Here is a 19,562-nt window from a genome sequence, read left to right on the forward strand (position 1 = left end):
TCAAAAGTGAGCCGCTGTAAAAGCGGAACCATTAGCAGCCGTGACCGCAGAAACGGATATGTACTCGGTCCAATCCAACATCCTGGCCGGCCCAGAGGCCGCCATCGGGGGCAAGCCCCCTCCCACATTTGGATTGTGGAGCATCAGTAAGATAGTCACTTTTTACCGAGTACCGCCAAGCTCCTCTGTGTATCAGATGCGGAAGCTGCCCACCAATTGCTTCAGGCGCGACGCCTGTTGCTCCAGGTCCGTGCAGGCGCGCAGCGTCGATTGCAGGTTTTCCACGCCTTCCTGGTTGAGGGTGTTGATTTCAGTAATGTCCATATTGATCGACTCCACGACCGAGGTCTGCTCTTCGGTGGCGGTGGCCACGGACTGGTTCATCCCGTCGATCTCGCCAATGCGCTGGGTCACGCTGTTCAAGCGCTCGCCGGCCAGGTTGGCGATTTCCACGCTGTCCTGGCTGTGGCGCTGACTTTCACTCATGGTGCTCACCGAGTCGCGGGCGCCGACTTGCAGTTCCTCGATCATCTTCTGCACCTGTTGCGCCGATTCCTGGGTGCGGTGCGCCAGGTTGCGCACTTCATCGGCGACCACCGCGAAGCCGCGACCGGCTTCTCCGGCACGCGCGGCTTCGATGGCGGCGTTGAGTGCGAGCAAGTTGGTTTGCTGGGAAATACTGGTGATCACTTCAAGGATCTGGCCAATGTTCACCGTCTTGCTGTTCAGCGCCTCGATATTGCTGCTGGAGGCGCTGATCATGCTCGACAGCTGGGTCATGGCCTTGATATTGCGCTCTACCACCTGCTGACCGTCTTCGGCCAAATGCCGCGCATCACTGGCCTGGCTGGAGGCCTGCGCCGCGTTGCGCGCGATTTCCTGGGCGGCGGCGCCCAGTTGATTGATCGCAGCGGCAACGCTGTTGGTGCGGTTGGCCTGTTCATCCGAATTGACCATCGACGAGTTGGACGCGCTGACCACCCGCAGTGCCACTTCATTGACCTGCTCGGTGGCCGATGACACTTCGCGGATCGAGGTGTGGATGCGCTCCACGAAACGGTTGAATGCGGTGCCCAGGGTGCCGAACTCGTCGTTGTTCTGGATGGTCAGGCGCCGGGTCAGGTCGCCTTCGCCGTCGGCAATGTCCTGCATGGCGCGGGTCATCACGTGCAGCGGTTGCAACAACACGCGGATCAGCATGCCCAGCAACGCAATGATGATCACCACGGCGATGAGGGTGGCGATGACTGCCGACGTGCGGAACTGGGTGAGCATGGCGAACGATTTGGCTTTATCCACCGAAATGCCCAGGTACCAGTTTACCGAGGGCAGGCCCTTGATCGGGGTAAACGTAACGATATTGGTCTTGCCATTGGCCTGCACTTCGCTGAAATCAGCGCTGATCTTCGGCGTGTCGTTGGGGTACACGTCAGCCAGGGTCTTCATGACCAGAGCCTTGTCCGGGTGCACCAGCACTTTGCCGTCGGCGCTGACCAGGAACGCGTAACCCATGCCGCCCAGGTCCAGCGCGCCAATGTTGTCCACCAGGGTTTGCAGGCTCAGATCACCGCCCACCACGCCGATGCTCTGGCCGGCCTTGGCACTCGGGGTGGCGATGGAAATAATCAAACTCCCCGTGGCCGCGTCGATATAGGGCTCGGTCAGGGTCGAGCCGTTGCTGTTCTGGGCGTCCTTGTACCAGGGGCGCACACGCGGGTCGAAACCGTCGGGCATCTTGGTGTCGGGGCGGATCGTGAACTTGCCCTGGCTGTCGCCGACGTAGGTGGCCATGAACGATGAGGTCAGGGCTTTCTGTTCCAGCAGGCTGGCAACCACGGAAGGCTCGGGATTGAGGGCGATATTCTGTGCGGCGTTTTCGACCAGCGCGATACGCCCGGTGAGCCAGGTCTGAATACTGCCGGTGGTGACGTCGCCCATTTCATGCAGGTAGCTATTGAGATCGTCACGAATCGCATTGCGCTGAAGGTAGTCGTTATAGAGGGTAAACAACGCAAAGGCGGCGATGACGATAAGGGAGGCTGCAAGCAAAATTTTGTGGCTGAAGCGCAGGTTTTTATTCATGGCTTGTAAGGTCCGCTAAGGTCTTGATGTCCGGGGCGCGCCCTCTAGACAAGGCGCAAAATGGCAGCGTAAAAAAAGGTGTGATATTTCTGCTGATAGCTCCGTTGGGCCGTATAGGAATTATCTGACTATTTTTTAGTCTTTGTCGGGCTTACATCCGTCTATATCGACCTCGCGGCACTAAAGATTAACCATAGGTGACGAAATGCCTGACTCCACACAACTGCTTATCGGTGCCGGCCCGGATGGCCAGCCCATCGCCCAGCCCATGCGCCTGGCCAACCGTCACGGGTTGATCGCCGGCGCCACGGGCACCGGCAAGACCGTCACCTTGCAGCGCCTGGCCGAAGCGTTCAGTGACGCGGGGGTGGCGGTATTCGCCGCCGACATCAAGGGCGACCTGTGCGGCCTGGGCGCTGCGGCCAATCCCCAGGGCAAAGTCGCCGAACGCATCGCCGGGATGCCCTTCCTTGATTACGCGCCAAAGGCTTATCCGGTCACGCTGTGGGATATCCACGGTCAGTCCGGTCATCCGTTGCGCACCACCATCAGTGAAATGGGCCCGTTGTTGCTCGGCAGCCTGCTGGAACTCACCGACAGCCAGCAGTCGGCGCTGTACGCGACGTTCAAGGTGGCCGACCGTGAGGGCCTGCTGCTGCTGGACCTTAAAGACCTCAAGGCATTGCTCAACCACCTGCGTTATCACCCTGAACTGTTGGGTGACGATGCGGCGTTGATGACCACCGGTTCCAGCCAGGCGTTGTTGCGGCGTCTCGCGGTGCTGGAGCAGCAGGGCGCCGAGGCGCTGTTCGGCGAGCCGGCCCTGCAGCTCGAGGATATTTTGCAGCCCGCCGGCGACGGGCGCGGCCGTATCCATCTGCTGGACGCCAGCCGCCTGGTGCATGACGCGCCGAAGGTCTATGCGACCTTCCTGTTGTGGCTGCTGGCGGAACTGTTCGAGCAGTTGCCCGAGCGCGGTGATGCGGAAAAACCGCTGTTGGCGCTGTTTTTCGATGAAGCGCACCTGTTGTTCGCCGACACACCCAAGGCGTTGCAGGACCGTCTGGAGCAAGTGGTGCGGTTGATTCGCTCCAAAGGGGTGGGCGTGTACTTCGTCACGCAATCGCCGGGCGACTTGCCTGACACGGTGCTGGCGCAACTGGGCCTGCGTATTCAGCATGGCCTGCGGGCATTCACCACCAAAGAGCAAAAATCCCTGCGGGCGGTGGCGGACGGTTTCCGCCCCAACCCGGCCTTCGATGCCCTGGCGGTGCTGACCGAGTTGGGCACCGGTGAAGCGCTGGTGGGCACCTTGCAGGAAAAGGGCACGCCGGAGGTGGTCCAGCGAGTGCTGGTCGCACCGCCACAGTCGCGGATCGGGCCGCTGACCGAGGCCGAACGGGCGGCATTGATCGCCAGTTCGCCGCTGCAGGGCCGTTACGACAAGCCGATTGACCGCGAATCGGCCTACGAGGTGCTGATGGCGCGCAAGGACTTGGGGCCGACCGATGAGACCAAGCCCGCCACGCAAGAGCCCAGCTTCACCGACAAGGCCGGTGCGTTCCTGGGAACCACGGCAGGCAAGGCGCTGAAATCCGCCATGCAGCAGGCCGCCAATCAGATGGGGCGGCAGTTGGTGCGCGGCTTGCTGGGCTCGTTGCTGGGCGGCAGCAAGCGCAAGTGAGGTTCAGGGTTTGGGCCTGGCATGGGCGGCCAGCCGTTGCAGTGCCGCGCGCAGACCCGGATCGTTGATCCCTTCAGCGGTGGCCTGGAGGGTTTCGGCGGCATTTTCCGACAGGTCCATCGTATGCCCCGCCGTGCTGCGCAGCACGGTGGGCGGCTGGACCTTGAACTGGATACGCACCAGGCCGGCAAACTCATCGAACACCATCAATTGGCGCTGCAGGCGTTTTTGCTGGTAACGCAAACGGGTCGCCCAATGGCCGTCAGTGACAATTAATAGCAGATTGCCTTCACGCCAGGACGCCACATGACAGTGTTCGCGCGCGGCCGGTTGCAACTGGCTTTCAAGCAGGCGTTGCAAATGCCCCAGCCGTTTCGCGTGGCCAAAGATGGCTTTCAACGGCTTGGCTTCGCGAAGCAACACGCCGGGAGCGCGGGCTGGAAGAGGGCGAAATGCCATGTTTAGACACCTTAGGTAACAGAGCCGCCATCTTAACAGAAAGCGCCTGTGGGCCCCGAAGCCATGCATCGGCAGGGCTTTTCCCGTGAAATCAATAAGTAACTTCTGCGCTTGATGGGTTGAAGTTCCAGCAAAAGCCCTTATTTTAAACAGGCCCTCTCACAGCGCCGTGCCCGCATCCGGGAACAACGCCACTTTCCTCACCCACGATTCCGGGTAGAATGCGCGTTCGCATGCGGCCGTGAGGGCTGCTCGGGCCACTGACGGTGCGCCCTCCATCCCTATGTGTGGAAGAACCTGCCGATATGTTTGCGCCTTTGTTAAAGAAACTTTTTGGAAGCAAGAATGAGCGCGAAGTCAAACGCATGCTCAAGACGGTGCAGCTGGTCAATGCCTTCGAAGAGCAGATGGTTGCCCTGTCGGACGAGCAATTGCGCGCCAAGACCGAAGAGTTCAAGGCCCGCATAGCCAAAGGTGAAACCCTCGACAAGCTGCTTCCCGAAGCCTTTGCGGTCGCCCGTGAAGCCGGTAAACGCGTCATGGGCATGCGCCACTTCGACGTCCAGTTGATCGGCGGCATGACCTTGCATGAAGGCATGATTGCCGAAATGCGCACCGGTGAAGGCAAGACCCTGGTGGCAACCCTGGGCGTTTACCTCAACGCATTGTCCGGCAAGGGCGTGCACGTTGTGACGGTGAACGACTACCTGGCTCGCCGCGACGCCAACTGGATGCGCCCGCTGTATGAATTCCTCGGCCTGACCGTCGGCGTGGTAACGCCGTTCCAGCCGCCGGAAGAGAAGCGCGCCGCCTACGCCGCCGACATCACCTACGGCACCAACAACGAATTCGGTTTCGACTACCTGCGCGACAACATGGCGTTCAGCATGGAAGAAAAATTCCAGCGCGAACTCAACTTTGCCGTGATCGACGAAGTCGACTCCATCCTCATCGACGAAGCCCGTACCCCGCTGATCATCTCCGGCCAGGCCGAAGACAGCTCGCGCCTGTACACCGAGATCAACAAGTTGATCCCGCGCCTGGAGCAGCACATCGAGGAAGTCGAAGGCGTGGTGACCAAAGAAGGTCACTTCACCATTGACGAGAAGACCCGTCAGGTCGAACTCAACGAAGCCGGTCACCAGTTCGTCGAAGACATGCTGACCCAGATCGGCCTGCTGGCCGAGGGCGAGAGCCTTTACTCGGCGCATAACCTGGGCCTGCTGACCCACGTGTATGCCGGCCTGCGCGCGCACAAGCTGTTCCATCGCAACGTCGAATACATCGTGCAGGAAGGCCAGGTCGTTCTGGTCGACGAACACACCGGCCGTACCATGCCCGGTCGTCGTCTGTCCGAAGGCCTGCATCAGGCCATCGAAGCCAAGGAAATGCTCAATATCCAGGCCGAGAGCCAGACGTTGGCATCCACCACCTTCCAGAACTACTTCCGTCTGTACAACAAGCTGTCCGGCATGACCGGTACGGCCGACACCGAAGCGTTCGAATTCCACCAGATCTATGGTCTGTCGGTGGTGGTCATCCCGCCGAACAAGCCACTGGCGCGTAAAGACTATAACGACCTGGTGTTCCTGACCGCCGAAGAGAAATACGCGGCGATCATCAACGACATCAAGGACGGCATGGCCAAGGGCCGCCCGATCCTGGTGGGTACCGCGACCATCGAGACTTCCGAGCACGTGTCCAACCTGCTCAACAAGGAAGGCATCGAGCACAAGGTCCTCAACGCCAAGTTCCACGAGAAGGAAGCCGAGATCATCGCCCAGGCCGGTCGCCCCGGCGCGCTGACCATCGCCACCAACATGGCCGGTCGTGGTACCGACATCCTGTTGGGCGGTAACTGGGAAGTGGAAGTGGCCTCCCTCGACAACCCGACCCCCGAGCAGATCGCCCAGATCAAGGCGGACTGGCAGAAACGCCACCAGGCCGTGCTGGAATCCGGCGGTTTGCAGGTGATTGCGTCCGAGCGTCACGAATCGCGCCGTATCGACAACCAGTTACGTGGTCGTGCCGGTCGCCAGGGTGACGCCGGTTCCAGCCGTTTCTACCTGTCCCTGGAAGACAGCCTGATGCGTATCTTCGCCTCGGACCGGGTGAAGAACTTCATGAAGGCCCTGGGCATGCAGTCCGGGGAAGCGATCGAACACCGCATGGTGACCAACGCCATCGAGAAGGCCCAGCGCAAGGTAGAAGGGCGCAACTTCGACATCCGTAAACAGCTGCTCGAGTTCGATGACGTCAACAACGAACAACGTAAAGTGATCTATCACATGCGTAACACGTTGCTGGCCGCCGACAACATTGGCGAAACCATCGCTGACTTCCGCCAGGACGTGCTCAACGCCACCGTCAGCGCGCACATCCCGCCGCAGTCGCTGCCTGAGCAGTGGGATGTGGCCGGCCTGGAAGCCGCGTTGAAGAGCGACTTCGGCGTCGACCTGCCGGTTCAGCAGTGGCTGGACGAGGACGATCACCTGTACGAAGAGACGCTGCGCGAGAAGCTGATGACCGAGCTGCTGGCCGCGTACAACGAGAAAGAAGAGCAGGCGAGTGCCGAAGCACTGCGCACCTTCGAGAAGCAAATTGTCCTGCGCGTGCTGGACGATCTGTGGAAAGACCACCTGTCGACCATGGACCACTTGCGCCACGGTATCCATTTGCGTGGCTACGCCCAGAAGAACCCGAAGCAGGAGTACAAGCGCGAGTCGTTCACGTTGTTCTCCGAGCTGCTGGATTCGATCAAGCGCGACTCGATTCGCGTGCTGTCCCACGTTCAGGTGCGTCGCGAAGACCCGATCGAGGAAGAAGCACGTCTGCGTCAGGAAGCCGAGGCACTGGCTGCGCGCATGCAGTTCCAGCATGACGAAGCGCCTGGCCTGGACGCGCCTGAAGTGTTGGGCGAAGAGGTCGATGTGGCCCTGGCTCAAACCCCGGTACGCAATGATCAGAAGCTGGGCCGCAATGAGCTGTGCTACTGCGGTTCGGGCAAGAAATTCAAACACTGCCACGGCCAGATCGAATAAGATTTTCGCCTGACGCTGCAACATCCTGCGCCGCGACCGGCATCAGCCGTCGCGGCGTTTTGCCATTAATTCCCGTCGACAGTGACGGCATACACATCCTCTCTCTCAAGGAGCGCATACATGGCTGTTGGTCTTGGTCCTTTGCCCACATTGCACCCGGTCGCCGGTTTTGAACTCGGTATCGCTTCGGCCGGTATCAAGCGTCCGGGGCGCAAGGATGTGGTGGTGATGCGCTGTGCCGAAGGCTCGACCGTCGCCGGTGTGTTCACCCTCAACGCCTTTTGCGCTGCGCCGGTGATCCTGGCCAAGCAACGTGTGGCCGGGTCGATTCGTTACCTGCTGACCAACACCGGCAACGCCAACGCCGGTACCGGCGAGCCTGGCCTGGTCGCCGCCGCGCGCACCTGCGCCAAGCTGGCTCAGTTGACCGGCGTAGACGCCAGCCAGGTGCTGCCCTATTCCACCGGCGTGATAGGTGAGCCACTGCCGGTGGAGAAAATCGAAGGCGCCCTGCAAGCCGCGCTGGATGACCTGTCTGTGGATAACTGGGCGGCTGCGGCCACCGGCATCATGACCACCGACACCTTGCCCAAGGGCGCGAGCCGTCAGTTCGTGCACGATGGCGTCACCGTCACCGTGACCGGTATCAGCAAGGGCGCCGGCATGATCCGCCCGAACATGGCCACCATGCTCGGTTATATCGCCACTGACGCCAAAGTCTCCCGCGATGTGCTGCAGCGCCTGATGCTGGACGGCGCCAACAAGTCGTTCAACCGCATTACCATCGACGGTGACACCTCCACCAACGACTGCTGCATGCTGATCGCCACCGGCCAGGCCAACCTGCCGGAAATCACCTCCACCGAAGGCCCGCTGTTTGCAGCGTTGAAGCAGGCGGTATTCGAGGTGTGCATGGACGTGGCCCAGGCCATCGTGCGGGACGGCGAGGGCGCGACCAAGTTCGTCACCGTTGAAGTCAACGGCGGCGGCAACCATCAGGAATGCCTGGACGTGGGTTACACCGTTGCGCACTCGCCGCTGATCAAGACCGCCTTGTTCGCTTCCGACCCGAACTGGGGCCGCATCCTCGCAGCCGTTGGTCGCGCCGGGGTGCCTGACCTGGACGTGAGTAAGATCGACGTGTTCCTCGGCGACGTGTGCATTGCCAGCCGTGGCGCCCGCGCCGAAACCTACACCGAAGCCCAGGGCTCGGCAGTGATGCAGCAGGAAGAAATCACCATCCGCATCGAGCTGGGTCGCGGCGAGTGCAGCGAAACCATCTGGACCACGGACCTGTCCCACGAATACGTGAAGATCAACGCGGAATATCGCACCTGAAAGTAGGAGCGAGCTTGCTCGCGAAAAACTCAACGCCATCGCGTTCATCCAGGGTGTACGCGTTATGGTTGACGTTCTTCGCGAGCAAGCTCGTTCCTACAAGGGTTATAACGAGAGGAAGCAGTGGCGGTGAAACGAGTGCATGTAGCAGCAGCGGTGATCCGCGGTGTCGATGGCAGGATCCTGCTGGCACGCCGCGCCGATACTCAACATCAAGGCGGCCTCTGGGAATTTCCCGGCGGCAAGGTGGAGGCGAATGAATCGGTCTCCACGGCCTTGTCCCGCGAATTGCAGGAAGAGCTGGGTATCCAGGTCACCACCGCGCGGCCGTTGATCCAGGTGCAACATGACTACCCGGACAAGCAGGTGCTGCTGGATGTCTGGGAGGTCTCGGCCTTCACCGGCGAACCCCACGGCGCTGAAGGGCAGCCGTTGGAATGGGTGACGCCACGGGACCTGGTCAACTATGCGTTCCCGGCGGCGAATACACCGATTGTCGCTGCTGCGCGCTTGCCCGCCGAGTACCTGATCACCCCTGGCGAGCTGGAAACCCCGACGCTGCTGCGTGGCATCCAGAAGGCTATCGCCGGTGGCATCAAGCTGGTTCAACTGCGCGCACCCAACGGCTACGACCCCAAATACCGTGACCTGGCAGTGGATGCGGTGGGCCTGTGTGCCGGCAAGGCGCAATTGATGATCAAGGGGCCGTTCGAATGGCTGGGGGATTTCCCCGCAGCCGGCTGGCACATGACCTCGGCGCAATTGCGCAAATATGCGAGCAAGGGCCGTCCGCTGCCTGAGGATCGTTGGCTGGCGGCTTCTTGCCACAATGCTGAGGAGCTGGCGCTGGCGGAATTGATGGACGTGGATTTCGTCACGCTGTCGCCGGTTCAGCCGACTCAAACCCATCCCGAGGCGCAGCCGTTGGGTTGGGAGCAGGCGGCCGAGCTGATCCGTGGATTCAGCAAGCCGGTGTTTCTACTGGGCGGAGTTGGGCCTGCGCAGCGTGAGCAGGCGTGGGCGGCTGGAGCGCAGGGTGTGGCGGGGATTCGGGCGTTTTGGCCGCAAGCTTGAAGCGTGATCGTTCCCACGCTCCGCGTGGTAACGCATGCTGTGACGCTCCGCGTCACGCCTTTAAAGGCGGACGCGGAGCGTCCCGGGCGGCATTCCCACGCAGAGCGTGGGAACGATCAAGGCCCTGCCAGGCACCCAAAAAACATCAGTGTGGCTTGGCAGCCGCCTGCCACAACACCTCGGCCACCCCCTGGCGCCGGGCAATCACCCTGGCCGCCACGAACAGCAAGTCCGACAACCGATTGATATACGCCAACCCCACCCCTTCCAACGGTTCTACCGCATTCAAGTGCTGACAGCGACGTTCGGCACTGCGCGCCAGGCTGCGGCACACATGGGCCTGGGCGATCAGCGCTGAACCACCGGGCAGGATGAAATTCTCCAACGGCCCTACCTCTTCGTTCCAGCGATCGATTGCCGCTTCCAGCCGATCCACTTCCGCTGCCGTCAACGCTTTGTACACCGGCATCGCCAGCTCGCCGCCGAGGTCGAACAATCGATGCTGACAGGGCGTGAGCACTTCGATGACATCATTCAATTCGGGGTGCTTGCCGCTCTGTTCCTCCAGATTGGCCAACAGCAACCCCAACTGACTGTTCAGCGTATCCACCTCGCCGATGGCCTCGACCCTGGGGTGATCCTTGGGCACGCGGCGGCCGTCGCCGAGGCCGGTTTCGCCCTGGTCGCCGGTGCGGGTGTAGATCTTTGACAGGCGAAAGCCCATGGTCATTGCTCCAGTCGGGTGAGTTCAGCAGGGGATAATTGGCTGCCGGCCAGCGGCAGACGCAAGGTGAAACACGTGCCTTGGCCGAGGGTCGAGTGCACTTCCATCTGGCCCTTGTGGTTATTGGTAATGATGAAATATGACACCGACAACCCAAGCCCGGTGCCCTGGCCTATTTCCTTGGTGGTGAAGAACGGCTCGAAGGTGCGTTTGCGCACGTTTTCGCTCATGCCGATGCCATTGTCTTCCACCTGGATTTCGGCCCAGGGCGGGTTGAGGCGGGTGCGCAGGATGATGCGCCCCGGTTCGCTGTCGTCTTCACGCAGGTGAATCGCCTGGGCGGCATTTTTCAGCAGGTTGAGCAGCACTTGCTCCAGTTCGTTGGCCGTGCCCGGCACCGGGCCCAGTTGCGGATCGAACTGGCGAATGATTGCCTGGCCCTTGAAGTCAAAGCCGATGGCCAGGTCGAAATCGTTACCGGCGATCTCCACGGCCTGGTCGATCAGGGCCGGCAAGTCGCAGGGCGCCATTTGCCGGTTGCTGCGTCGGCTGAAACTGAGCATGTGCGTGACGATTTTCGCTGCACGCGCGCCCGCCTGCTGAATGCCGTCAAGTAATTGCGGGACTTCGCGCGCTTGCAGGTAACGGTTGACGGTTTCCAGTTCGATACCTGCCTGTTCGGCGTGTTCCAGGTTCCTGGGCAGGTCGGGTGACAGGCGCCGCCGGATGTTTTGCACGTTGTGCAGGATCGCGCCCAGCGGGTTGTTGATTTCATGGGCCATGCCGGCCGCCAGGCCGCCGACGGAGAGCATTTTTTCCGATTGCACCATCATTTCTTCCAGGGACAGGCGCTGGGTGATGTCGTCGATGCGGATCACCACGCCACGCCCGGCACCGCCCATCAGCGGGTAGAACGTCAGCGCGTAGTGCTTTGGCTCGTCGTCCTTGACCCAGGTGACCCGCTCGATCCGCTCCACCGTGTGCTGTTCCACCGTGGCCTTGATTTGCGGCAGGTACGGCTTGAGCGGTTGGAACGCGAGGAAGATCGGCTGATTGAGGGCTTCATCCAGGCGCGTGCCGGAAAGCGCAGTGGCTTCCTGATTCCACTGGGTGACGTAGAGCTGTTCGTCCAAGGCAATCAGCGCTGAAGGCATTGAGTCGATAATGCTGTTGAGGTAATTCTGAAAACCGGTGAGTTTTTTCTCGATTTTGCTGCGCACCTGGACTTCCAGTTCCAGCTTGCGGTTGGTATGGCGGGTTTCCTCGGCCAGGCCCTGGGCCTGGTCGTAGGCGGCCTGGGAATCATCCCGCGCACGTTTGAGCTGTTGTTCACGGGCCTCGATGCGCGACAGCATGGTGTTGAACGCTTCCGCCAGGCTGCCGATTTCGTCACGGTTGCCGGGGGCTGCGCGCAGGGCGTAGTTCTCTTCGCGCGTCACCTGGCGCGACAGTTCTTCAAGCTCATGGATGGGGCGGGTGATCAAGCGTTTGATCTGCCGGGCAATCACCAGCCACAGCAAGACGCTGAAAATCAGGATGCCCAGGCTCGCGGTCAGGGTGCCGGTATAGAACGCCACCGGTAGCTCACTGCTGGCCACCAGCAGCAAATGCCCCGAAGGCTGGCCGGGGCGGGGCAGGGTGATGATCTGGTTGCTGCGAAACTCGGTGAGGCGCCAGGCTTCGACATGCCGGTAATTGTCGGGCAGGTGCAGGCGGTCGCCGTGTTGCATCTGCGCCAGGCGATTGCCCTCGCCGTCGTACAGGGCGGCGGCGCGCAACGGTGAATAGCTGGTCAGTTCATTGAGCAGGGCGTCGGCCTTGTCCGGGGACTGAAGGGCCTCGGCGGCGAGTGCCGGGTTGGACACCAGTCGACCGATGGCCTGCAACGCCTGGGGCGCCATGCTTTCCTGGGAGATCCAGTAGGCGGCGCTGATAAAGGTCAGGTTGGCCACCAGCAATACGGTGGTCAGCAGTACCAGCAGGGCGGCCAGCAATTTCTGCCCTACCGGTAAGTTTTCAAGACGCTGGCGCAGTGGCATCAGGTTTTTCGCAGGCAATAGATATAAGGCAGGGTAGCGCGTGCCTCAGTCGTGGGGCAATCGGCGTGCAACCAAGTGCTCGATCAAACGCGCCTGCACCTGCTGCAGATGCGGCAGCACCCGTCGATGACGAGCCGCCGCCTGGCAGGCATAGCCCAATAAGTAGCTGATTTCGGTACGCCGCGCGTTGGCCACGTCCTGGTACATGGACGAGTAGTTGGCCGCGGTGGCCTGGATCACCCGTTGCACTTCACTGAGCAAGTCCTGCGCTGCCGCAGGCTGGCCGCAGCACTCCAGCAGTTCGCTCAATTCGGCGCACAAGGTGGCGACTTCGCATTGATGGGCCTGGAGTCCCCCGTTGCGGCACTGGTAAAGCACGGTCAGCGGGTTGATCGCACAATTGAGCGCCAGCTTGCGCCACAGGCGCGTGAGAATATCGGTGCTCCATTCATGGGCAATGGCGGCGGCCTGCAAGTCCTCCAGCCACAGCGGCGCGGTCGGGCGCGCGGGGTCCCCCAGCCAGGTGTAGCCGTGGCCGGCAAATACCACGCGCCACTCGCCATCGCGGAACGCGCCTTCGGTGCTGGAGGCAAAGATGCAACGCGCCTGCGGCACCTGCGCGGCCACGGCATCCTGGCTGCCGAGGCCGTTTTGCAGCAGGATCAGTTCCGCGTCAGGCGCCAGGCGATGTTGCAACTGTGCGACAGCGCTTTGGGCATCGTAGGCTTTGCACGCCACCAGCAGGCGGTGGATAGGTTCAGTGCTGTCGGGCGTTTCGCCGGTTACGCGGTAGGTGTGCGCAATGCCTTGTTCAACCAGGGTCAGGCCCGCGCCCGACGCATAGCTGGCCAGGCGCGCCTGATCGCGCAGGATCAGCCGCACCGGCACGCCCGCCCGCGCCAGACGCGTGGCCCAGAGGGTGCCCAGGCTACCGGCGCCGAGAATATGCCAGGTGGTCGCCATCAGTGTGTGCTCCTTGGGGTCGCCAGCGGTGAACGCGGCGAAAGAACCGCTATAATGCCCCGGCATTTTAGCTCGGGCGCGCTCCATCTCTACTGAGCCCGCCCCTTATATTGGAGAAATGACATGCCTTCGTTCGACGTGGTATCCGAACTGGACAAACACGAAGTCACCAACGCCGTCGAAAACGCCGTCAAGGAACTGGACCGTCGCTATGACTTGAAAGGCAAGGGCAGCTTCGAATTCAAGGAAAAGGAACTGACCGTCAACCTGACCGCTGAAGCCGATTTCCAGCTGGAAGCGATGATCGAAATCCTCAAGCTGGCCCTGGTCAAGCGCAAGATCGATGTGCAGTGCCTTGAAGTCAAGGACGCCTATGCTTCCGGCAAGCTGATGAAGCAGGAAGCCGAGCTCAAGGAAGGCATCGACAAGGAGCTGGCGAAGAAGATCGTCGCGCACATCAAGGATGCCAAGCTCAAAGTCCAGGCGGCCATCCAGGGCGAACAGGTGCGTGTCACCGGCAAGAAGCGCGACGACCTGCAAGAGGCCATCGCGGCCCTGCGCGCCAAGACGTTCGACATGCCGCTGCAATTCAATAACTTCCGCGACTGATGGCCATTTGTGGAACCTGTGGCCGTTTTTGACGTCCCACGGCCCAGAATCGGCGCCTACAATTGAGCCCTACGGGGCTCAATTGCGTTTTCAGGCAGTCAATCAAGCCGCATATCCGCTAAGACAGGAGAAGCTACATGGATTTAAACGCAGAAGTGGATCACTTGATCAAAACCTCGCAGTCCTGGATCCCGATGATCATGGAATACGGCAGCCGGGTGCTGCTGGCCGTTATCACCCTGGCCATCGGTTGGTGGCTGATCAACGTGTTTACCCACCGCGTAGGGCGCCTGCTGGCGCTGCGTAACGCCGACCTGGCGCTGCAGCACTTCATCACCAGCCTTGCGAACATTGCGCTGAAAGTCATGCTGATCGTCAGCGTGGCGTCGATGATCGGCGTGGCAACCACCTCGTTCGTCGCCGCCATCGGTGCGGCTACCCTGGCTATCGGCCTGGCACTGCAAGGCAGCCTGGCCAACTTCGCCGGCGGCGTGCTGATCCTGCTGTTCCGTCCGTTCCGTATCGGTGACTGGATCGAAGCCCAGGGCACCTCGGGCACCGTCGACAGTATCCAGATTTTCCACACGGTGCTGCGTACCGGCGACAACAAGACCGTGATCGTGCCGAACGGCATTCTGTCCAACGGCATCATCACCAACACCAACCGCCAGCCGACCCGCAAGGTCGTGTTCGATGTGGGCGTGGACTACGAGGCTGACCTGCAGAAAGCCCGTGAAGTGTTGCTGGAACTGGCCAAGGACCCGCGCGTGCTGGCCGACCCTGCGCCCGTCGCCGTGGTATCGACCCTGGGCGACAGTTCCATCACCGTTTCCCTGCGCTGCTGGACCAACACTGCGGATTATTGGGATGTTGTGTTCATGCTCAATGAACTGGCGCGCGACCGCTTGAAAGCGGCGGACATTGATATTCCGTTCCCGCAGCGCGTTATTCGCGTGATGCAGGAAGCCCCGGTGAAGTGATAAAGCCGTGTTGCGTTTAAGTTGGCCGAAAGGTCAGCTTAAACGCGACGGTGAAATATCATTATTCGCTGTCTTACTGAATAGTTACTTAGCTTGCTAGTTACTTTTCCGTTGACATATAACTGCAATAAAAAAGCCGCTCCCTTGCAAACAGGGGAGCGGCTTTTTATTCAAGGTCGAAACCTTAAGTCATCGTTGTAAGGGCTTTCGCGATTACAGGATGTTCAGCGGGTAGTTCGCGATCAGACGCAGTTCGTCGATCGAAGGCGAACCGTAGTAAACGCCATCACCGGAACGATAGGTCGCTTGACGCAGACGCAGGCTGAGGTTTTTAGCCGGGCCGCTCTGGATCACGTACTTGGCTTCGATGTCACGTTCCCACTCTTTACCGTTGCTGGTGGTGGCCGTGTTGGCGCCGCTACCGGTAACGTAACGGGTCATGAAGCTCAGGCCGGGAATGCCGAAGGTCGCCATGTTGATGTCGTAACGCGCCTGGTAGGACTTCTCGCCTTCGGCGTTGAAGTCGGAACGGGCGATGGAGTTGGCCAGGAACACGGTGCCGCCGCCATCTACGCCATAGCCGTAGTCGCCGTCGCCGGAAACCTTCTGCGCAGCCAGGGTAAAGGTGTGAGCGCCGATGGTGTACGCGCCCTGCAGGCTGAATGCGCGGTTGTCGAGCTTGGTCACGCCATCTTTCGCCGCGCGCTGCAGGCCGGCGCCTTCGCTCTTGGTGTCGTAGATGTTGAAGTCCAGCGCGAACGACTGGTCATCGCTCAGGGCGTGGGTCCAGTTCAGGTTGCTGTAGTACTTGCGGAAGTAATCTTCGGTTTTCGCGTAGTACAGGCTGCCGGTGACTTCAGGCGTGAAGGCATAGACACCGCCGACAAAGTCGGTCTTGGTCAGGCCCAGGCTGTCATGGAAGGTCTGGTTCTGCGCGACGCTGGAAGTGAAGTGACCGCCTTCGAGCTTCAGGCCCTTGATTTCGTTGCTGGTGATCGAAATGCCTTGTGGCAGCTCGGGCAGCAGACGGCTGTCATCGGAAGCGAATACAGGGGCTGTGGTGTACTGGTCACCGATTTTCAGCACGGTATTGGAGATGCGGAACTTAACGGCGGCGCCGCCTTTGGAGTAATCGTCCTGCGAGCGACCGTCGGAACCGGTAGGGAACAGGCCGGTGCCGGCGCGGCCCTTGCCGCTGTCGAGCTTGAGGCCCATCAGGCCGATCACGTCGACACCGACACCAACGGTGCCCTGGGTGAAGCCCGATTCGTACAACGCGTTGAAGCCCAGGCCGGTTTCTTCGGCACGGCTTTTGGAGCCGGGGCCCGACGGGTTGTTACGGAAGTCGCGGCTGAAGTACAGAGCGCGAGTATTGATGCTGAACGTGCTGTCTTCAACAAAGCCCTTGGAATCGTCCTGGGCGGACGCCATTGCGAACTGCGAGGTGCCTGCTGAAACAGCCAGGGCGATCATGCTCCACTTCATCACGCGCATCGTGATTTGCTCCTTTGGTTTTAGGAAGAGTACTGCCGTCCCACCTGTATTTTTATCTGGGCGGCTCTTTCTTTATTGTGTCGGCGCAAAGTTATCTCACGCCGGCGCTATTGACGATACTTACTCAACTATCCTTTCAGCTTCTTTACGAGGCTGTCGTAAATTGCTAGCTCCGTGTCGCAAATCACAGCCCGGTTATCACCTGGCTGACAACTTCAATGTTCTCTTCAAACGGTTTAAAAGTTTGAAACCCGTCCCTGGTACACATTGAAACGCTACTGTTTCCTATCGCGAAACCCCGGCATCCCTCCAGGTGTCGTTGCCGACGATAAGGAGGTGAATGCAACAAGCGTGCACAAAGCGCTGATCGAATGTCATTTTTTCGTGAAAAACGTTACGGGAATGTAAAAACCGCATAAACACGGGCTTTTTAAGCCATTTGGTTCTCACTTGGCAGGCAGGGGTTACCCCTTTTCTGTGATCCACCCAACCAGCGCCTGGGCAAAACGTTACCGATTGACCCTCCATGTGGGTAGGCGCCGGACCTCTTTGAGGCACGGCTGGGTCATTTTGGTGCATCCCTTCGAGGCCCGAGGTAGGGTGGTTCAAACCTCCCGTTGCCTCGAAAGGGTGCGTGGATGCGATCCGTCTGCCTCAAGGCTTCCTGCGCATTCACCGTGAAGCCGTGAGCATTCGGCGTTATGCTGGGCACCTGAAATTGACCTGCCGAACGGAGTGCCCACGTGTTCGCTTTAGATCAACGCCTGCAACAAGACACTCTGGCCATTGGGGACTTCCCGCTCTGTCGCCTGCTGCTGTCCAATGATGCGAATTACCCCTGGTTCATCCTGGTGCCGCGTATCAACGGTATCAGCGAAGTGTTTCAGCTGGATGTCGCCGATCAACAGCGGTTGTGGCAGGAAACGACGACCCTCGCCCAACTGCTGAACGAAGGCCTGTGCGCCGACAAGATGAACATCGGCGCGCTGGGCAATGTCGTCAGCCAGTTGCATGTGCATGTCATCGTGCGCAAGCGCGATGACGCAGCCTGGCCGGCGCCGGTGTGGGGCAGGCATCCGGCCGTTCCCTACAACCCGGAGCAGGTGGCGGCGATCCGCAGCCGACTGCGTGAATTGCTGCCTGCCGACTTCATTTTTACCCAGGACTGAACCATGGACCTGCAAAATCGCGTCACCGACCTGGAAAGCCGCCTGGCTTTCCAGGACGACACCATCGAAACCCTCAATGACATTCTGGTCGCCCAGCAGCACGCCGTGGAGCGCCTGCAATTGCAGATGAACGCATTGCTCAAGCGCCAGGAAGAGATGGGCGGCCAGTTCGAAACCTCGGAAGAAGAAGCACCGCCGCCGCACTATTGAATGAGCGCGCAATAAAAAACCGCGATCCGGGCAACGCCGGATCGCGGTTTTTTTTGCAGCGCCGTCTGGAATCAGCGACGCGGCAGGGCAGCGATTACATCTTCAGCTTGCAGGCCTTTGTCGCGGTTCATCACCGAGAACTCCACGCGCTGGCCTTCGACCAGGACGCGGTGGCCTTCACCGCGGATAGCCCGGAAGTGGACGAAGATATCGTCGCCCGAGTCGCGCGAAATGAAGCCGAAGCCTTTGGAGGTGTTGAACCACTTGACGGTCCCGGTATCCCGGTTGGTCATGTCGTAGTTTTGCGACGCGGCCGCTGGGGACGAACGGTAGAAGCTGATGGCCAGGTGAAGAACGATGGCGACCACAGCAATCACCAGGCTGAGCAGGATGGCCGGGTGGCCGCCCACTTCAGGCATGGGTGCCAGCAGGGTGAGGGTTTGAACGACAACGGTCAGTACCAGCAGCGCGCTGACCAGGTTTTGCAGTTGATGACGCGTGCCTTTGTTCCAGTAAGGGATTACCGGTGCCAGTGTCAGGTTGAGAAGGCCGAACAAGGCCAGGTATAGAGCGTCGTGTTGTTGCAGGTAGGGCAGGCTTTCAGGCTGCAGGCTCGGGATAAAGGACAGCAGCAAAGCCGCAACGCCCGTCAGCAGGTGGACGATTTTCAACATTTTGATTAACTCACGTTAAGACGGATCACAAGGAAGAGCTGACTGGCACGGTTCGCTTCTGAACAATGGGAGGCGTTGAGCACGTGCGCGGGTATCAGCCTATGTGACGTGCCGCAGAAATGAACGGCAGCCACACGGCGCCTATTTAACAGCAAAGGCTGTGCCTACTCAAATCAAGCGTTTCGGGGTATTGCAATCGCGGTGGCATTTTTGCGCCGAAGGCTTGTCCTAGACGGGTGCAGGTAATTTGAGCGGCCTCTCGAGCGTTTTTCCTACAGGACACAGGCTCGCCGGCCGCTGCCTCGCAAGCGATGCGGGGCGATTTGCCGCACATCGCCTGGACGTGCCGGGCTGCACGTGAGCGACACTCTTGCTAGAGTGGTCCTGCACCTGATCAATGAATGCTCATCAATTGAAGGGGAAAAACATGGCAATCGATATTGGTATCAGTGAAGAAGACCGTAAATCCATCGTCGACGGACTTTCGCGGCTGCTGTCCGATACCTATGTACTGTATCTGAAGACCCACAACTTCCATTGGAACGTCACGGGCCCCATGTTTCGTACGCTGCACCTGATGTTCGAGGAGCAGTACAACGAACTGGCACTGGCGGTGGATTCCATCGCCGAGCGTATTCGTGCCCTGGGCTTCCCGGCGCCGGGCGCCTACTCGATCTACGCCCGTCTGTCTTCGATCAAGGAAGAAGAGGGTGTGCCGAGCGCCGAAGAGATGATCAAGCAACTGGTGGCCGGCCAAGAGGCCGTCACTCGCACCGCGCGGGGCATTTTCCCGTTGCTCGACAAGGTCAGCGATGAGCCGACGGCTGACCTGCTGACCCAGCGTATGCAAGTGCACGAAAAAACCGCCTGGATGCTGCGCTCGCTGCTCGAAAACCAGTAACCGTCAAGCTTGGGTGGCGTCTTCATGCCGCCACCCACTTGTTTCCCTGTGTTTCCTGGCGTTGTCCTACGACGCCCAACTCCCGCGTCTTCTGGCTGCCCATCGCTTCCTGCGGTTTTAT

The 19,562-nt window shown here is 60.3% G+C and carries 16 protein-coding genes and 1 pseudogene; 9 read left to right on the plus strand and 8 right to left on the minus strand.

Annotated features, from left to right (window positions below):
• Positions 1 to 192: 192 nt before the first annotated feature.
• Positions 193 to 957: a methyl-accepting chemotaxis protein gene (locus BFP90_RS29520; protein ID WP_370671690.1), complete on the minus strand. Its 765-nt coding sequence runs from the start codon at positions 955 to 957 to the stop codon at positions 193 to 195.
• A 93-nt stretch (positions 958 to 1,050) separates the two neighbouring features.
• Positions 1,051 to 2,082 (minus strand): annotated as a pseudogene (locus BFP90_RS29525) (cache domain-containing protein); the annotation flags it as partial.
• 205 nt (positions 2,083 to 2,287) lie between these two features.
• Here BFP90_RS29525 and BFP90_RS07805 point away from each other — a divergent pair.
• Entirely contained in the window at positions 2,288 to 3,766 is a 1,479-nt protein-coding gene (locus tag BFP90_RS07805; RefSeq protein WP_065896392.1) for a helicase HerA-like domain-containing protein, read from the plus strand.
• 3 nt (positions 3,767 to 3,769) lie between these two features.
• Here the strand turns inward: BFP90_RS07805 and BFP90_RS07810 are convergent, their stop codons facing one another.
• Positions 3,770 to 4,225 (minus strand): DUF721 domain-containing protein, encoded by a 456-nt coding sequence (locus tag BFP90_RS07810; RefSeq protein ID WP_065887591.1) that lies wholly within the window; start codon positions 4,223 to 4,225, stop codon positions 3,770 to 3,772.
• Positions 4,226 to 4,530: 305 nt separating this feature from the next.
• Here BFP90_RS07810 and secA point away from each other — a divergent pair, with 305 nt between their 5' ends.
• The 3 genes from secA (at position 4,531) to BFP90_RS07825 (ending at position 9,678) form a co-directional block, all read left to right on the plus strand.
• Positions 4,531 to 7,266 (plus strand): preprotein translocase subunit SecA, encoded by a 2,736-nt coding sequence (gene secA, locus BFP90_RS07815; protein WP_065887592.1) that lies wholly within the window; start codon positions 4,531 to 4,533, stop codon positions 7,264 to 7,266.
• A 120-nt stretch (positions 7,267 to 7,386) separates the two neighbouring features.
• Positions 7,387 to 8,604 (plus strand): bifunctional glutamate N-acetyltransferase/amino-acid acetyltransferase ArgJ, encoded by a 1,218-nt coding sequence (gene argJ / locus BFP90_RS07820; protein ID WP_065895085.1) that lies wholly within the window; start codon positions 7,387 to 7,389, stop codon positions 8,602 to 8,604.
• Between the two features lie 129 nt (positions 8,605 to 8,733).
• On the plus strand, positions 8,734 to 9,678 hold the full coding sequence (locus tag BFP90_RS07825; RefSeq protein WP_065896451.1) for a Nudix family hydrolase: 945 nt from the start codon (positions 8,734 to 8,736) through the stop codon (positions 9,676 to 9,678).
• A 145-nt stretch (positions 9,679 to 9,823) separates the two neighbouring features.
• On the opposite strand, the gene BFP90_RS07830 is transcribed toward BFP90_RS07825, so the two are convergent.
• Genes BFP90_RS07830 through BFP90_RS07840 form a run of 3 tightly spaced genes read right to left on the minus strand, consistent with a single transcriptional unit; the run spans position 9,824 to position 13,404 of the window.
• Positions 9,824 to 10,402, minus strand: coding sequence for a cob(I)yrinic acid a,c-diamide adenosyltransferase (locus tag BFP90_RS07830; RefSeq protein WP_065887594.1), 579 nt, complete (start codon positions 10,400 to 10,402; stop codon positions 9,824 to 9,826).
• 2 nt (positions 10,403 to 10,404) lie between these two features.
• A complete protein-coding gene (locus BFP90_RS07835) occupies positions 10,405 to 12,441 on the minus strand; it encodes a sensor histidine kinase (RefSeq protein WP_065895143.1) in 2,037 nt (678 codons plus the stop codon).
• Between the two features lie 45 nt (positions 12,442 to 12,486).
• Positions 12,487 to 13,404 carry a putative 2-dehydropantoate 2-reductase gene (locus tag BFP90_RS07840; RefSeq protein ID WP_065896393.1) on the minus strand — a complete coding sequence of 306 codons (918 nt, stop codon included), beginning with the start codon at positions 13,402 to 13,404 and terminating at the stop codon, positions 12,487 to 12,489.
• A 123-nt stretch (positions 13,405 to 13,527) separates the two neighbouring features.
• Between BFP90_RS07840 and BFP90_RS07845 the strand changes: the two genes are divergently transcribed.
• Both BFP90_RS07845 and BFP90_RS07850 read left to right on the plus strand, forming a co-directional pair.
• Positions 13,528 to 14,013: a YajQ family cyclic di-GMP-binding protein gene (locus tag BFP90_RS07845; protein WP_065896394.1), complete on the plus strand. Its 486-nt coding sequence runs from the start codon at positions 13,528 to 13,530 to the stop codon at positions 14,011 to 14,013.
• Positions 14,014 to 14,150: 137 nt separating this feature from the next.
• Positions 14,151 to 14,993, plus strand: coding sequence for a mechanosensitive ion channel family protein (locus BFP90_RS07850; RefSeq protein ID WP_065895083.1), 843 nt, complete (start codon positions 14,151 to 14,153; stop codon positions 14,991 to 14,993).
• Between the two features lie 213 nt (positions 14,994 to 15,206).
• Here BFP90_RS07850 and BFP90_RS07855 read toward each other — a convergent pair whose 3' ends face one another.
• Positions 15,207 to 16,487 carry an OprD family porin gene (locus BFP90_RS07855; RefSeq protein WP_065887597.1) on the minus strand — a complete coding sequence of 427 codons (1,281 nt, stop codon included), beginning with the start codon at positions 16,485 to 16,487 and terminating at the stop codon, positions 15,207 to 15,209.
• Between the two features lie 743 nt (positions 16,488 to 17,230).
• On the opposite strand from BFP90_RS07855, the gene BFP90_RS07860 reads away from it, so the two are divergent.
• Positions 17,231 to 17,656: an HIT domain-containing protein gene (locus BFP90_RS07860; protein ID WP_065896395.1), complete on the plus strand. Its 426-nt coding sequence runs from the start codon at positions 17,231 to 17,233 to the stop codon at positions 17,654 to 17,656.
• A 3-nt stretch (positions 17,657 to 17,659) separates the two neighbouring features.
• Positions 17,660 to 17,866: a SlyX family protein gene (locus BFP90_RS07865; protein ID WP_065895081.1), complete on the plus strand. Its 207-nt coding sequence runs from the start codon at positions 17,660 to 17,662 to the stop codon at positions 17,864 to 17,866.
• 71 nt (positions 17,867 to 17,937) lie between these two features.
• Here the strand turns inward: BFP90_RS07865 and BFP90_RS29410 are convergent, their stop codons facing one another.
• The gene (locus tag BFP90_RS29410; RefSeq protein WP_005790922.1) at positions 17,938 to 18,540 is read right to left on the minus strand and encodes a cold-shock protein; all 603 of its coding nucleotides are present in this window, start codon (positions 18,538 to 18,540) and stop codon (positions 17,938 to 17,940) included.
• A gap of 427 nt (positions 18,541 to 18,967) precedes the next feature.
• Here BFP90_RS29410 and BFP90_RS07875 point away from each other — a divergent pair, with 427 nt between their 5' ends.
• Positions 18,968 to 19,441: a Dps family protein gene (locus BFP90_RS07875; RefSeq protein WP_003193874.1), complete on the plus strand. Its 474-nt coding sequence runs from the start codon at positions 18,968 to 18,970 to the stop codon at positions 19,439 to 19,441.
• Positions 19,442 to 19,562 lie beyond the last annotated feature (121 nt).

The organism is Pseudomonas sp. 24 E 13, from assembly GCF_900004715.1.
GTDB lineage: Bacteria > Pseudomonadota > Gammaproteobacteria > Pseudomonadales > Pseudomonadaceae > Aquipseudomonas > Aquipseudomonas orientalis_A.

Excerpts from the sequence above, each read along its gene's own strand:
- secA (WP_065887592.1), top strand. The coding sequence starts at position 4,531 with ATGTTTGCGCCTTTGTTAAAGAAACTTTTTGGAAGCAAGAATGAGCGC.
- BFP90_RS07810 (WP_065887591.1), bottom strand. The coding sequence starts at position 4,225 with ATGGCATTTCGCCCTCTTCCAGCCCGCGCTCCCGGCGTGTTGCTTCGC.
- BFP90_RS07840 (WP_065896393.1), bottom strand. The coding sequence starts at position 13,404 with ATGGCGACCACCTGGCATATTCTCGGCGCCGGTAGCCTGGGCACCCTC.
- BFP90_RS07875 (WP_003193874.1), top strand. The coding sequence starts at position 18,968 with ATGGCAATCGATATTGGTATCAGTGAAGAAGACCGTAAATCCATCGTC.
- BFP90_RS07865 (WP_065895081.1), top strand. The coding sequence starts at position 17,660 with ATGGACCTGCAAAATCGCGTCACCGACCTGGAAAGCCGCCTGGCTTTC.
- BFP90_RS29520 (WP_370671690.1), bottom strand. The coding sequence starts at position 957 with ATGGTCAATTCGGATGAACAGGCCAACCGCACCAACAGCGTTGCCGCT.
- BFP90_RS07845 (WP_065896394.1), top strand. The coding sequence starts at position 13,528 with ATGCCTTCGTTCGACGTGGTATCCGAACTGGACAAACACGAAGTCACC.
- BFP90_RS07835 (WP_065895143.1), bottom strand. The coding sequence starts at position 12,441 with ATGCCACTGCGCCAGCGTCTTGAAAACTTACCGGTAGGGCAGAAATTG.
- BFP90_RS07830 (WP_065887594.1), bottom strand. The coding sequence starts at position 10,402 with ATGGGCTTTCGCCTGTCAAAGATCTACACCCGCACCGGCGACCAGGGC.
- argJ (WP_065895085.1), top strand. The coding sequence starts at position 7,387 with ATGGCTGTTGGTCTTGGTCCTTTGCCCACATTGCACCCGGTCGCCGGT.
- BFP90_RS07805 (WP_065896392.1), top strand. The coding sequence starts at position 2,288 with ATGCCTGACTCCACACAACTGCTTATCGGTGCCGGCCCGGATGGCCAG.
- BFP90_RS07855 (WP_065887597.1), bottom strand. The coding sequence starts at position 16,487 with ATGCGCGTGATGAAGTGGAGCATGATCGCCCTGGCTGTTTCAGCAGGC.
- BFP90_RS29410 (WP_005790922.1), bottom strand. The coding sequence starts at position 18,540 with ATGTTGAAAATCGTCCACCTGCTGACGGGCGTTGCGGCTTTGCTGCTG.
- BFP90_RS07850 (WP_065895083.1), top strand. The coding sequence starts at position 14,151 with ATGGATTTAAACGCAGAAGTGGATCACTTGATCAAAACCTCGCAGTCC.